This is a genomic window from Actinomadura parmotrematis, from assembly GCF_019458805.1.
In the GTDB taxonomy this organism is placed as follows: domain Bacteria; phylum Actinomycetota; class Actinomycetes; order Streptosporangiales; family Streptosporangiaceae; genus Spirillospora; species Spirillospora parmotrematis.
The window spans coordinates 1-13269 of the sequence record NZ_JAIBOA010000043.1 but is presented as its reverse complement, the minus strand read 5'-3'; the positions used below and the strand labels follow the sequence as shown (position 1 = coordinate 13269).

At 72.9% G+C, this 13269-nt stretch carries 11 protein-coding genes and 1 pseudogene; 2 read left to right on the top strand and 10 right to left on the bottom strand.

The features are described from left to right. Positions 1 to 252: 252 nt before the first annotated feature. From folE to dacB, 6 genes are all read right to left on the bottom strand, one after another. Complete coding sequence (gene folE, locus K1Y72_RS35705; RefSeq protein ID WP_258574609.1) at positions 253 to 885, bottom strand: GTP cyclohydrolase I FolE; 633 nt, start codon at positions 883 to 885, stop codon at positions 253 to 255. 5 nt (positions 886 to 890) lie between these two features. Next, on the bottom strand, positions 891 to 2906 hold the full coding sequence (ftsH, locus tag K1Y72_RS35700) for an ATP-dependent zinc metalloprotease FtsH (protein ID WP_220170977.1): 2016 nt from the start codon (positions 2904 to 2906) through the stop codon (positions 891 to 893). 308 nt (positions 2907 to 3214) lie between these two features. Continuing rightward, positions 3215 to 3778 carry a hypoxanthine phosphoribosyltransferase gene (gene hpt, locus K1Y72_RS35695; RefSeq protein ID WP_220170976.1) on the bottom strand — a complete coding sequence of 188 codons (564 nt, stop codon included), beginning with the start codon at positions 3776 to 3778 and terminating at the stop codon, positions 3215 to 3217. A 78-nt stretch (positions 3779 to 3856) separates the two neighbouring features. After that, positions 3857 to 4852: a tRNA lysidine(34) synthetase TilS gene (gene tilS / locus K1Y72_RS35690; RefSeq protein ID WP_220170975.1), complete on the bottom strand. Its 996-nt coding sequence runs from the start codon at positions 4850 to 4852 to the stop codon at positions 3857 to 3859. Positions 4853 to 4864: 12 nt separating this feature from the next. Beyond that, on the bottom strand, positions 4865 to 6013 hold the full coding sequence (locus K1Y72_RS35685) for an Rv3626c family coenzyme F420 biosynthesis-associated protein (RefSeq protein WP_220170978.1): 1149 nt from the start codon (positions 6011 to 6013) through the stop codon (positions 4865 to 4867). 135 nt (positions 6014 to 6148) lie between these two features. Then, entirely contained in the window at positions 6149 to 7528 is a 1380-nt protein-coding gene (dacB, locus tag K1Y72_RS35680) for a D-alanyl-D-alanine carboxypeptidase/D-alanyl-D-alanine endopeptidase (protein ID WP_220170974.1), read from the bottom strand. Positions 7529 to 7674: 146 nt separating this feature from the next. Here dacB and K1Y72_RS35675 point away from each other — a divergent pair, with 146 nt between their 5' ends. After that, positions 7675 to 8166, top strand: a complete 492-nt coding sequence (locus tag K1Y72_RS35675; protein ID WP_220170973.1) for an inorganic diphosphatase — start codon at positions 7675 to 7677, stop codon at positions 8164 to 8166. 199 nt (positions 8167 to 8365) lie between these two features. Here K1Y72_RS35675 and K1Y72_RS35670 read toward each other — a convergent pair whose 3' ends face one another. The 4 genes and pseudogenes from K1Y72_RS35670 to K1Y72_RS35655 all read right to left on the bottom strand — a co-directional run. Next, a complete protein-coding gene (locus tag K1Y72_RS35670; protein WP_220170972.1) occupies positions 8366 to 9619 on the bottom strand; it encodes an NlpC/P60 family protein in 1254 nt (417 codons plus the stop codon). Positions 9620 to 9821: 202 nt separating this feature from the next. Further along, complete coding sequence (locus tag K1Y72_RS35665; RefSeq protein ID WP_220170971.1) at positions 9822 to 11123, bottom strand: RNA polymerase sigma factor; 1302 nt, start codon at positions 11121 to 11123, stop codon at positions 9822 to 9824. 98 nt (positions 11124 to 11221) lie between these two features. Further along, a complete protein-coding gene (locus tag K1Y72_RS35660; protein WP_220170970.1) occupies positions 11222 to 11836 on the bottom strand; it encodes a nuclease-related domain-containing protein in 615 nt (204 codons plus the stop codon). A gap of 292 nt (positions 11837 to 12128) precedes the next feature. Beyond that, a pseudogene (locus K1Y72_RS35655) lies at positions 12129 to 12478 on the bottom strand (integrase core domain-containing protein); the annotation flags it as partial. A gap of 149 nt (positions 12479 to 12627) precedes the next feature. Here K1Y72_RS35655 and K1Y72_RS37695 point away from each other — a divergent pair. Beyond that, positions 12628 to 13269: helix-turn-helix domain-containing protein (locus K1Y72_RS37695; RefSeq protein ID WP_220170968.1), on the top strand; the 642-nt coding region annotated here is incomplete at its 3' end.

The following is a 13269-nucleotide window of genomic DNA, read 5'->3' as shown; positions in this document are numbered from 1 at the left end:
GGGGGGGGGGCGGGGCGCGTGCGGGGCGGGGCGCGTGCGGGGCGGGGCGCGTGCGGGGCGGGGTGCGTGCGGGGCGCCAGAAGAGCGTGCCCCTCCCAGCCCGGGGGCGGACCGTACACCTCATTATCGAACGTCCAGGTCAGGGCGCGAAAGCCCCTCCCTAGGCTGTGGATAACCCGGCACGTCCCACGCCGGGAAAGCGAAAGGCCGGGTAGGGCGGGCTTGCGCCCACCCCACCCGGCCCCACAGGGGTCAGGCGCCCAGGATGAGGCTCATCGCCTCCGCCCGCGTCTCCGGATGCTCCCGGAAGTCGCCGCGCACCGCCGACGTCACCGTCTTCGCGCCCGGCTTCCGCACCCCCCGCATCGTCATGCACAGGTGCTCGGCCTCGATCACCACGATCACCCCGCGCGGCTCCAGGATCCGCATCAGCGCGTCCGCGACCTGGCTCGTCAGCCGCTCCTGCACCTGCGGCCGCCGCGCGTACACGTCCACCAGCCGCGCCAGCTTCGACAGCCCCGTCACCTGGCCGGTCTTGTTCGGCGTGTACCCCACGTGCGCCACCCCGTGGAAGGGGACCAGATGGTGCTCACAGGTCGAATAGACCTCGATGTCCTTAACGAGCACCATCTCGTCGTGGTCGGCCTCGAAGACCTTGTTGAGGACGTCCTCGGGGGTCTGCCGCAGCCCGGCGAACTGCTCGGCGTAGGCGCGGGCGACGCGGGCCGGCGTCTCCAGCAGGCCGTCGCGGTCGGGGTCCTCGCCGATGGCGAAGAGGATCTCGCGGACGGCCCGCTCGATGCGGGCGTGGTCGAAAGCGGGCGCGGCCGCCGGGGACGGCCCTGCGGCCGCCCCCGGCGCCGCGCCGGAGTGCTCGTCGGACAAGTGGATCAGCTTTCGCCGTCGGCCGGCCGGTCGGCGGCGTCGGTGGACGACGTGGCGCCGGTGCCCTGGCCGTTGCTCTTGGTCAGGTCGGCGACGTCCTGCGGGCCCATCAGCGCCAGCTCCTTGGCGGTGAGGATGGGCGGCCGGTCGGACGGGAGGCGCTTGCCGTAGCCGGTGTAGGAGTTCTGGTGCGGCCGCTTGGTGATCGGCGCGAAGATCTCCAGCACCTGGTCCTTGGAGAGCGTCTCCTTCTCCATCAGGTTGACGACGAGGTCGTCGAGGACGTCCCGGTACTCGACCAGGATCTCCCAGGCGACGTCGTGCGCGGTCTCGATGTAGCGGCGCACCTCGTCGTCGATGGCGGAGGCGATCTCCTCGGAGTAGTCGCGCTCGTGGCCGACGTCGCGGCCGAGGAAGACCTCGCCCTGGCCGCTGCCGAACTTGCGGGCGCCGAGGCGCTCGCTCATGCCGTACTCGGTCACCATGTTGCGGGCGATCGAGGTGGCCTTCTCGATGTCGTTGGCGGCGCCGGTGGTCGGCTCGTGGAAGACCAGCTCCTCGGCGGTGCGGCCGCCGAGCAGCATCGCGAGCTGGTCGTTCATCTCCGACCGGGTGGTGAGGAACTTGTCCTCCATCGGCAGCGTCATCGTGTAGCCGAGGGCGCGGCCGCGGGGCAGGATCGTCACCTTGTGCACGGGGTCGGCGTTCGGCAGCGCGTGCGCCACCAGCGCGTGGCCGCCCTCGTGGTAGGCGATGATCTTCTTTTCCTTCTCCGACATCACCCGGGTCTTGCGCTCGGGGCCCGCCATCACGCGGTCGATGGACTCCTCGAGGGTGTCCATGTCGATCAGCTTGCGGTCGAAGCGGGCGGTGAGCAGCGCGGCCTCGTTGATGACGTTGGCGAGGTCGGCGCCGGTGAAGCCGGGGGTGCGGCGGGCGATGACGTCGAGGTCGACGTCGGGCGCGAACGGCTTGCCGCGGCCGTGCACGCGCAGGATGCCCTTGCGGCCCTCCAGGTCGGGCCGGTCGACGGTGACCTGGCGGTCGAAGCGGCCCGGCCGGAGCAGCGCCGGGTCGAGGATGTCGGGCCGGTTGGTGGCGGCGATGAGGATGACGCCGCCCTTGACGTCGAAGCCGTCCATCTCGACGAGCAGCTGGTTCAGCGTCTGCTCGCGCTCGTCGTGGCCGCCGCCGAGGCCGGCGCCGCGGTGCCGGCCGACGGCGTCGATCTCGTCGATGAAGATGATCGACGGGGCGTTGGTCTTGGCCTGCTCGAACAGGTCGCGGACGCGGGAGGCGCCGACGCCGACGAACATCTCGACGAAGTCGGAGCCGGAGATGGAGTAGAACGGCACCCCGGCCTCGCCGGCGACGGCGCGGGCGAGCAGGGTCTTGCCGGTTCCGGGCGGGCCGAACAGCAGCACGCCCTTGGGGATCTTGGCGCCGATGGACTGGAACTTGGCCGGGTTCTGCAGGAAGTCCTTGATCTCTTCCAGCTCTTCCAGGGCCTCGTCCGCGCCGGCGACGTCGGCGAAGGTGGTCTTCGGGGTGTCCTTGGTGATGAGCTTGGCCTTGGACTTGCCGAAGTTCATCACGCGGGAGCCGCCGCCCTGCATCTGGTTCATGATGAACAGGAAGATCAGCACGATGACCACGATGGGCAGCAGGCTGAACAGCAGGTTCATGAACAGGCTCTGCTTGGGCACGTCGACGTTGTAGCCGCCGGTGAGGGTGCCCTTGGCCTGCTGGTCCTGGAGGGCCCGCTGGAGTTCCAGGCCCTGCCCGTCGACCCACGACGCCTGCTGGCGGTCGCCGTTCTTGAGCGTGACCTCGATCCGCTGGTCCTTGTCAATGATCTTGGCGGACTTCACCTGGCCCGACTGGATCTCACTGACGACCTTGGAGGTGTCGGCCTTGTCGTACGAGTGGCCGGGGTTGACGCTCCACATGACGAGAGCGACCAGAAGGCCGAACAGCAGGATCCACAGCAGCGGCCCGCGAAAATAGCGCTTCACGTCCATGTATCCGGTAACCCCGTGCGGGGCCCGTCCCTCCTGACCAAGGTCTGTCTGGCTTCATCCGCCCGTCCTCGGGGACGGGCGCCACTGCGAACCGGTCCGGCGCCGCAGGCGGCGCCTCGCCGACCCCCGGCCCGATGTCCGGGATATCGACGGTACACCGCTGAATACAGGGGATGCAGCCAGCGCCGTTCCCCTGATCCGTTCTGTCTACCCGTCAACGACCTTTGCAACGATCCGTAACGGCTTTATGTTCCCTGTCGAGCCGCGGGCCGCCGCGTGGTATCGGCGCGGCGCCGGCCGGGCGTGGGTCAGTCCGCGGTCCCGCCGTAGACGTGGGGGGCGAGGGTGCCGACGAACGGCAGGTTGCGGTACTTCTCTGCGTAGTCGAGGCCGTAGCCGACGACGAACTCGTTGGGGATGTCGAAGCCGAGGTAGCGGCAGTCGATCTCGGTCTTGACCGCTTCGGGCTTGCGGAGCAGCGCGCAGATCTCCAGCGACGCCGGGCCGCGCGAGCGCAGGTTGCTGATCAGCCAGGACAGCGTGAGGCCGGAGTCGATGATGTCCTCGACGATGAGGACGTGCCGGTCCAGGATGTCGGTGTCGAGGTCCTTCAGGATGCGCACGACGCCGGAGGACTTGGTGCCCGAACCGTAGGACGACACCGCCATCCAGTCCATGGAGGCGGGGGCGTGCAGCGCCCGCGCCAGGTCGGCCATCACCATGACGGCGCCCTTGAGGACGCCGACGAGCAGCAGGTCCTTGCCCGCGTAGTCGGCGTCGATCTGCGCCGCCAGCTCGCGGACCTTGGCCTGCAACTGGTCCTCGGGGATGAGCACCTTCGCCAGGTCGGTGCCCAGGTCCTTCTCGTCCACAAACCCACCCTCTTGGAACGTTCTCGGCGCGCGCCGGGAGCCGGTCACCGGTGGTGCCGGGGCGCGTACGGCACGGCGTCAGGCCCGTTGGAACAGCAGCTTGTCATACCGCCGGAACGCCTGGAGGCCCCCGGGCAGGTCGACGTGCCGCTGCCCGCGCCAGGCCGTGACCAGCCGGTCCACTTCTTCAACATGGACGGCCGCGAGCGTACCCGGTGGGCTGCCCGCTTCCACCGCGGCCACCCTCAGCACGCGGGTGCGGACGGCGCGCGGCAGCTCCGCCAACGCCGCGACGTCCAGCACCACGCCGGAGGCATCGGCAGCGCGCGCGCTGCCCAGCGCCTCGCGTGCGATCTGGTCCAGTGCGTCGGCGTCGTCCCGGAGCAGCCGTGCCGTCCGGGCGAGGGCGTCGGCGACGCCGGGCCCGAGCGTCTTCTCCAGGACGGGCAGAGCCTCGTGCCGCACGCGCACGCGCGCGTAGGACGGATCGTCGTTGTGGGGGTCGTCCCAGGGTTCGAGCCCCATCGCCAGACACGCTTGAAGCGTCGTTGCCCGGTCCAATCCGAGCAGCGGACGCGCGTAGTGAATTCCGCCACGTTCGAAGGACGGCGGCATCCCCGCCAGCGACCGCGCGCCCGATCCGCGCGCCAGCCCGAGCAGGACCGTCTCGGCCTGGTCGTCGCGCGTGTGCCCGAGCAGGACGGCGGCGGCGTCCAGACGCCCGGCGGCGCCGTCCAGAGCCGCGTACCGGGCCTCGCGGGCGGCGTTCTCGGGCCCGCCGCCGGTACCGACCCGCACGGCCACCGACCCGGCGGGGTCCAGGCCGAGGTCCGCCATGACACGGACGACGCGGTCGGCGCGCTCGGCGGACGCGTCCTGGAGGCCGTGGTCGATCGTGACGCCGCCCGCCGCGCGCCCTGCGCGGGGCGCCTCGAAGGCGAGCGCGCCCGCCAGCGCGAGCGAGTCGGCGCCCCCGCTGCACGCGGCCAGCACTGGACCCCCCGGCGGCAGGGCGGCGAGGACGCGCCGCACCGCCACGCGGACGGCCGCGACGGCCGGGTCAGGCCCGGCCACGGGCGCGTCCCGTCAGTCGCCGTTGGCCGCGGGCGGGAGGTCGGCGGGCGGGGCGTCCGGTGCCGCGTCCGGTACGGCGTCGAGGGCGCGCGGGCGGGCGACGCGGTCGATCCACAGCCCCGGCTCCTTGATCTCCTCGAGGGTGGGCAGCGTCCCGGGAGACTGCCAGACCTTGTTGAAGTCCGCCATCCCGACCTCGCCGACGACCCGCCGCACGAATTTCGAGCCCTCGGCGTACTGCTTCATCTTCAGGTCCATGCCGAGCAGCCGCCGGATCGCCTTGTCCAGGCGCGACCCGCCCGCGCGGCGCCCCTGGAACTTGGCGCGGATGTCGGCGACCGACGGCACCACCTCGGGCCCGACGGCGTCCATCACGTAGTCGCCGTGCCCCTCGGCGAGCGTCATGACGGCGGTCAGCCGGTCGAGGATCGCGCGCTGCTCGGGCGTCTGGATCGCCTCGATGAGGTTGCCCTCGCCGCCGCGGAAGGCGTCGGCGACGACGTCGGCGGCGTCGCGGATGCGCTCCAGCATCGCCCCGGGGTCGAGGTCGGAGGCGAGCAGGAACTCCGTCATCTGGTCCTGCACGTACTGGCGCAGCCACGGGACGCCGGTGAACTGGGCGCGGTGCGTCTCCTCGTGCAGGCACACCCACAGCCGGAAGTCGTGCGGGTCGACGCCGAGGTCCTGCTCGACGTGCACGATGTTGGGCGCGACAAGAGTCAGGCGGCCCGTCGGGGACTTGCCCGAGGGGTCGGGCGGCAGGAACAGCTCGTACTGCCCGAGGACGCGGCTCGCCATGTAGGAGAGCAGCACGCCGACCTGCGCGCCGGTCACCCGCGACCCGACGGCCTGCACGACCGTGCCGGCGGTGCCGCCGAACGGGCTGGGCGTACGGCGCTCCTGGAGCTGCTCCATCAGCGGTTCGAGGACGACGCGGAAGCCGTCGACGTTGGCGCGGATCCAGCCGGGCCGGTCGACGACGGTGGCCGGCTCGGGGTCGTCCTCGATCGCCATGCCGGTGAAGTCGCGGACGTGGCCGTGCGCGAGCCGCGACAGGTCGCGCAGCTCCGCGACCACCTGCCGGGCCTCCTCGTGGCTCACCTGGGGGCCGGGGCGGACGAGGCGGGTCCCGGTCTGGACCGCCACCTTCCAGTCGATCATCGAGGCGCTCATGTACTCCACCGTACGTTCCGGACGCGGCGCCGAGGCGCCCTGCTCGATCGTTCAACGAACGACCGTTCTGGTTATCTCCCGTACGGTCCGGGCCACACGCCGGTAAGGGATGCGGCGGCGCGGTCAGCGGCAGCCGCAGGACGCCACGGCGGCGGCGAGCTCGTCGAGCTTGTGCGGATCGACGGCGCTCTTGCCGTCCCCCGCCATGAAGGCGAAGGCGAGCAGCCGCCCGTCGGCGTCGTAGGCGAGTCCGGCGAGGGTGCTGACTCCCGCGAGCGTGCCGGTCTTGGCGCGCACGAGCCCGGCGCCCGCCACGCTCTCGCTCGTCGCGTAGCGGTTCTGCAGCGTCCCGGAGAACCCGGCGACGGGCATCCCGGTGATCGCCGCGCGCAGCTCGGGGTGCTGGTCGGACGCGGCGAGGGAGACGACGCGGGCGAGCGCCGCCGGGGTGATCCGGTTGAGCGCCGACAGGCCGCTGCCGTCGTTCACCGCGATGCCCTGGCCGACGCCGAGGGAGGCGAGCACGCCGGTCACCGCCTGCGCGGCTCCGGCGAACGAGGCGGGCGCGCCCTTGCCGATCGCGACCTGGCGGGCGACGGCCTCGGCCACGTCGTTGTCGCTCTCGGTCAGCAGGTGCTCGATCAGCGCGGCGAGCGTCGGCGACTGCACCTGCCCGAGCCGCGCGGCGTCCTGCGGCGCGGTGGTACGGCGCCCGGCGCGCGCGGCGATCCCCTCGTGAGTCAGCAGCTTGGCGAACTGCTCGGTCGCGGCGGCGGGCGGGTCGTCCACCCGGGAGTTCACCGACGGGTCGTCCGGGGACACGCGACCCTCATCGACGGTGAGGGCGCTGACGGGGGCGAGCTCGCCGTCCGGCAGGTAGTTGTCCTTCCAGCCGTAGGCGGTGCGCGGCCCCGCGTAGGCGGACACGTCGTAGTCGACGCGGGTCCGCTTCACGCCCGCGGCCTTCAGCGCCTTGGCGGTCTGCGCGGCGAGATCGGCGAGCGAGGCGTACGGCGGATGCGCGGCGCCGGCCTGCGCCGGCCGGGCCGTCAGAGTAGGATCCCCGCCTCCGACCAGCACGATCGCGCTGCCGGAGCCCTGGACGACGCGCGTCGCGATGCGGTGGTCGGGGCCGAGGGCGGCGAGCGCGGCGACCGAGGTGGCCAGCTTCGTGGTGGACGCCGGCGTCGCCGGCTGGTCCCCGCGCTGCTGGAACAGCGTCCGGCGGGTGAGGGCGTCGATCACCACGGCGTTCGTCCTGCCGCCGGTGTCGCCGGTCAGCAGCCCGTTCAGGCGGGCGGCGAGCGCCGCTGCGGCGGGCTCCCGGCCGCCGGACGCGGCGGCCAATGGGGATGCCGTGCGCACGCTGTCGCGCTCGGCGACGGTCGGGGGCTGCGGGGACAGGTGCCGGTCCGGTGTGAGTTTCGCCACTGCCAGGCCGGCCGCGACGCTGAAAAGATTGAGGAGGGACAGCGTGATCAATGCCAGGATGCGGGCCCTCATCGGCGCGTGAACACCCCTCTCCTGCTCAGCACTCACCAACGTGCGACATCCTTGTATAAGGGAAACCCACGCTGTGGGGGTCGCTCTCACCCGCACAGACTCCCGAAAGACTATTCACTGCGCGCGCGCAGGGAGCGGAGGACATCTTGGATTTCGACGTCACGATTGAGATCCCGCGGGGCAGCCGTAACAAGTACGAGGTGGACCACGAGTCCGGCCGCATCCGGCTGGACCGCATGCTGTTCACCTCGACGCAGTACCCCGCCGACTACGGCTTCATCGACGGCACCCTCGGCGAGGACGGCGACCCGCTGGACGCGCTGGTGCTGCTCCAGGAGCCGACGTTCCCCGGCTGCCTCATCCGCTGCCGCGCCGTCGGGATGTTCCGCATGACCGACGAGGCGGGCGGCGACGACAAGGTCCTCTGCGTCCCCGCGACCGACCCCCGCAGCGAGCACCTGCGCGACATCCACCACGTGCCGGAGTTCGACCGGCTGGAGATCCAGCACTTCTTCGAGGTCTACAAGGACCTGGAGCCCGGCAAGTCCGTCGAGGGCGCCAACTGGGTGGGCCGGGTCGAGGCCGAGCTGGAGGTGGAGCGCTCCCGCAAGCGCGCCGCCGACCAGGGCGGCCACTGAGCGCGTCGCCGACGCGCGCCGGTGATGGGCGCGATCCCGGCGGGCGCGACGCCGGCGGCCCTTCCCGGATCGCCGGCACGGCAGCCGTGAGGCGGCGACGATCCGCTCCCCGCCGCCCACGGCCCGGCACGGCCGAAGGACCCCTCCGCGAGCTCCGCGGGCGGGTCCTTCGCCGTTCCGGCCTCCCGGCGGAGTGACATCACCCTCCCGGACGGGTGGCACCGATCAGGCCGTTGCGATAGATCGTGGAGATCCGCACCTGCGCCCCGGTGAAGGGCGCTTCCACCATGCGGCCCCCGCCGATGAAGATCCCCACGTGGTGGATGGTGTCGGGATCACCGGTGTCGTTGGCGAAGAACACCAGGTCCCCCGGGCGCAGCCGCCCGATCGGCACGTGCGGGCCCGACGTCCACTGCGTGCCCGTCCAGTGGTCGAGGCGCACGCCCGCCTTCGCCCAGGCGTACAGGGCGAGGCCCGAGCAGTCGAACCCGTAGATGCCCGACCCGTGCTCGACGCCGAAGCTCGGACCGCCCGCCGTGCCCCCGCCCCACGAGTAGGGGGTGCCGAGCCACCGCAGCGCCGCACGGACGACCATCGCGCCGCGGCCCGACGCGGCCGGCAAGCCCGCGACCGCGCCCGCGCGCGAGGACCGTCCGGCCCGCTGCTGGGCGGCCTGCTTCAATCGGGCGGCCTCGGCCCTCTCCAGAGCTTCCCTTCGCGCGCGCGCCAGCGCTTCGGCCTTGGCGCGGGCGGCGCCGAGGCTCGCCTCCAGTTGCCGCTTCCGCGCCTCGATGCGCTGGACGGCGGCCCGCTGCTCGGCGAGGGCGCTTTCAGCGGCGCGCTTGGCTTCGGCGGCGCGGCCGAGCGCGGCGCGCTGCTCGGCCAGCGCACCGGCCGCCTGCCTGCGGAACAGGTCGGCGACGGTCCGGGACGCCTTCACCTTCGTGATGGCGTCGGCACGGCGCCGGGCCAGGACCTGCACGAGCCCGGCGCGGTCGACGAACCCCTGCGGCCCGCCCCGCCCGCTGAGCATGGCCGCCCAAGGGTTGTAGCCGGTGTTGTCGGCGTAGGCGCGGGCCGCGAAGGTGGCCAGATCGGCCTGCGCGGCGTCCACCTTGCGGGCCGCCTCGGCGAGCCGCCGGACCGCGTCGGCGTGGTCGGCGCGGGCGGCCGCCAGCTTCACCTGCTCGCCGTTGTAGCGCTCGACGGCTCCCTCGACCTTGGCGGCGAGCCGGTCGAGCTCGCCGTCGGCCTGCGCCAGCTCGGCCTTCACCTCGCCGACGTCGGCGGTCTTCGCGCGGACGTCGCGGCGGCTCTCGTCCACATCGCGGGCGGTCGGGGCGGGCTTCGCGGTGTGGCCGGGCACCTGGAGCGCCGCCAGGCCGACCACGGTGCACGAGGACAGGGTCACGAGGCGCAGCGCCGCCCGCCGGCCGTTCGTCGCTGGGAACACGGTCCTCCCCGCACCACTCGCACCCCGCACCGATCAACCACTCACGGTAATCGATGCAGGTGGGGAGGCCCTTGCTCGCCACCTGGAGCGCAGGTACGGCCGGAGTCAAGATCGCGGCGGGATCCCCGGCGGTAGCGCGGGTTTCGCCCCGGCGGGGGTCATGCCGGGGCAAAGGAGAAGTGTCCGCCGCGTCAGGCGCCCCTCACCGGTGCGCGCCGTCCCCCGGGCGGCGCGGCGGGCCTGGTTCGGGTGCGTCGGCCCAGGTGACGCGCACCTCCCCGCCCGGCTGGAAGACCAGGACGCCCTCGCCGCGCTCGCCCGTCCCGGTGCGCCGCACGTGGACGCCGAGGGTGACCGTCCGCCCGGCCTTGACGCGGCCGGACGCGGCGCTCGCCTCGACCGGCCCGTCCGCGGCGACGCTCCAGCTCACCGGCCCGCCGACGGCGCGCAGCCGCACGGTGCCGTCGGCGGCGTCACCGAGGTCCAGGACCGGCGGGGTGATCTGCAGCGCCCCCGCCTTCGGCCGGCGCACCGGAGCCGCCTGGTACTCCTTGCCCGACGGGGCGGCGCCGGGCTTGCGGAGCGGCGGCCGAGGACGCGCCGCCGGCAGCGGATAGGTGACCGAGATCGGCGAGGCGTCCACATCGGGCGTCCCCGCCGCCTGCGGCGCCCGCCCCGGCGTGCTCCCTTCCTCGGACGGGACTTGCGAGCCTCGCGCTTCGGAGGTGACCCTGACGGCGTCCCCGCGCCCGGTCTCCTGCCCACCGTCCCGGTAGGCGACGGCGCCGCCCCCGCCGACCAGCAGGACCGCCGAGGCGGCGGCGACCGCCAGCCGCACGGGCCGCCGCGCCCTCGGCGCGGGCGGGAGGGACGCGCGCGGGAAGCCCTCGGCGTCGAAGCAGGTGACCCTGGTGGCCACGAACAGCCGGTAGCCGACCAGCTCGACATCGTCGAAGCACGACAGCACCAGCGCCCGCATCTCCCCGGACGGTCCGACCTCCGGAAGCGCCTCGTACACGCGCGCGGCCGAGACGCGCCGACCGCCCTTGTCCCGGCCGGCCAGCAAAGCCGAGGCCAGAGCGCTCTCGGCACGGGCCAGCAGCCGTCCCGCCTCGCCCTCCGACAGTGCCAGCACCGCTTCCAGCTCGTCATCGGCCAGACCGTGGCGCAGGCGCAGTTCGAGCAGGTCCCGGTAGAGGGGAGCCAAGGCGTCGACCGCTTCCCAGACGAGGCCGTCCCCGCGCGGGCGCGCGGGAACGTGCCGGTCGCACTCGCCCCGCGCGATGGTGTAGAGCCAGGCGCCGAGGCGCTCGGGAACGCGCAGCTCGTCGATGTGCGTGGTGGCGACGATGAGGGTGTCACGGAGGGCGACCTGCGCGGCGTCGGCGTCGCGCAGGCGGAAGTGGCAGAACACATGAAGCCGGGCGGCGTAGGCGTCGTACAGCCCGGCCGGCGCCTGCGGATCGCGGGCGCGGAGGGACTCGACCAGGACGCGGTCATTCATGGCAGAAAGCTAAAGCTTCCCCCAAGCATTCATCGCCCTTTTGGAAAAACCCCCGAACCGGATGGGGGAATTAGTCCATTTGGAGAATTATATTCATTTCATCGGCCGCCCATCACCGGGAACACCCGCTCGGCCGCATCGGCGACCGTCGTCACCTGCTCGGGACGCAGGACGGCACGCCGGCCGGACATCTCCCGCACCAGGTCCCGCACACCGACGAACAGCACTTCACCGTGCCGCGTCCCACCCCGCCGCATGCGCCCGCGATGCACGGCGACGACGGGGACCACGTCCATCGCATAGTCGAGCTCGTCGGACAGCGCGTCCGACACGCTCCGCGCCATCTTGACGGCGGACGCCGCAGCGCGCCCGAACTCATCCGCGCGACGCGCCCGCACCCCCCTGCGCCACCGCCGGCTCGCAACGGAATAGACCCCGGACGTACCTATCACCAAATGGTCGACATTAGTGGCCGATCCCGGCAAGGCGCGATCGTGCAGGACGCGGAAATCGGGCGGCCGCAACGCGGCGAGCCGCCTTCCCGTCGCCCTTTCCGCCAGGGCACCGCGGCGCCAGTCCCCCATCGGCCCCGGCCGCACCCACACATAAGCGGCATGCCCCGCGAAGAAGGCCAGCGCCGCGCCGGCTCCGGCCACCAGCCCGCCGATCCCGGCCGCCACGACCCCGGCCCCCGCGGCCAGCACCCCGCGCACCAGCCACCGCTCCCTGCGATGCCCGGCCACCAGCGTCCGGTAGCGCTCCCACGCCGAGGCCCCGGCGTCCCCCCTGTTCCGCAACGGTCCCCCCTCCCCCGAGAAGCTCCAGCGTGGGGGAGGCGCCACCGGCCTTCAAGGAGTTTGACCTTCTCGCAACGCCCGCATTGGAAAGTGCCTGCTCAGCGAGGCCTCCGCACCCAACACTCACCAACGGAGCCGCTCCGCCTCCTCGCCCAGCAGACCCCAGGACACCACCCGGAGCCGCGCGCCGTCCCGGCTCCGCCACGCCTCAACAACCCGCCCGCCCACGCCCCGCCAGAGCAGCCGCCCAGGTGTAGTAACCCGCAGGGTTGTTGATGCGGGTGATGGGTGGTCGGCCGTCCAGGGCGGTGTGGCCGCGGTGGTGGTTGTAGGGGTGCAGGAAGTCGGCCAGGGCTGCGGTGCGTTCGTCTTTGGTGGTGTAGGGGCGGATGTAGGCCCATTTGCCGGCCAGGGTGCGGTTGCAGCGTTCGATCTTGCTGTTGGTCTGGGCCGGTAGGGGCGGGTGAGTTTGCCGGTGGCGACCGGCTGGGCCAGCGCCGCCCGCCAGTCGGTGGACCTGCGGTAGGCCCAGGCGTTGTCGGTCAGTACCCGCTCGATGCAGGGGATGCCCAGCCCGAACGAGCCACACCATCTGGCCACTGTCTACCGGGCTGCGACGCACGGGCCTCCCAGCCTTCAAGGCGCCAGCATCACCTACCCATCTCGATACGTTGACACTGTAATGATGACACTGTCATCATTGAGCCATGGACGGTATCTGGACCATCGGCGAACTGGTCGCGCACGCCACCGCGGCCCTGTCCGACGACACCTCGACGCAGTCCAGTGGCCGGGTCCGCGACCTGCCCAACGAGCGCCTCATCCGCTGGTACACCACCATCGGCCTGCTCGACCCGCCCCTCGGACGGCGCGGACGCGTCGCCCTGTACGGGCACCGCCACCTGCTCCAGCTCGTCGCCGTCAAGCGCCGCCAGGCGATGGGCCGCTCCCTCGCGGAGATCCAGCTCGAAATGGCGGCGGCCACCGACCAGATGCTCGGAGCGATCGCCGAGATCGCCCCCGGATCACCGGCGGTCTTCACTTCGGGCCACTCACCGCTGACCGGTGATCACGACGACCCGGAAGCGCGCGGAGCATCGCCGATCGCCCCTTCCTCGGACGAGCCCGCTCCCCGGCAGCCCTCGAACCGCTTCTGGGCCGGCCGCCCCGACGTCTCCTTCCACGGCAACGTGACCACCGCCCCCGCCCCGCACGGCCCCCCGCCCCCCCCCCCCCCCCCCCCGCCCCCCCCCCCCCCCCCCCCCCCCCCCCCCCCCCCCCCCCCCGCCCCCCCCCCCCCCCCCCGGCGGGGGGGGGGGGGGGCCGGGGGGGGGGGGGGGGGGCCGCCC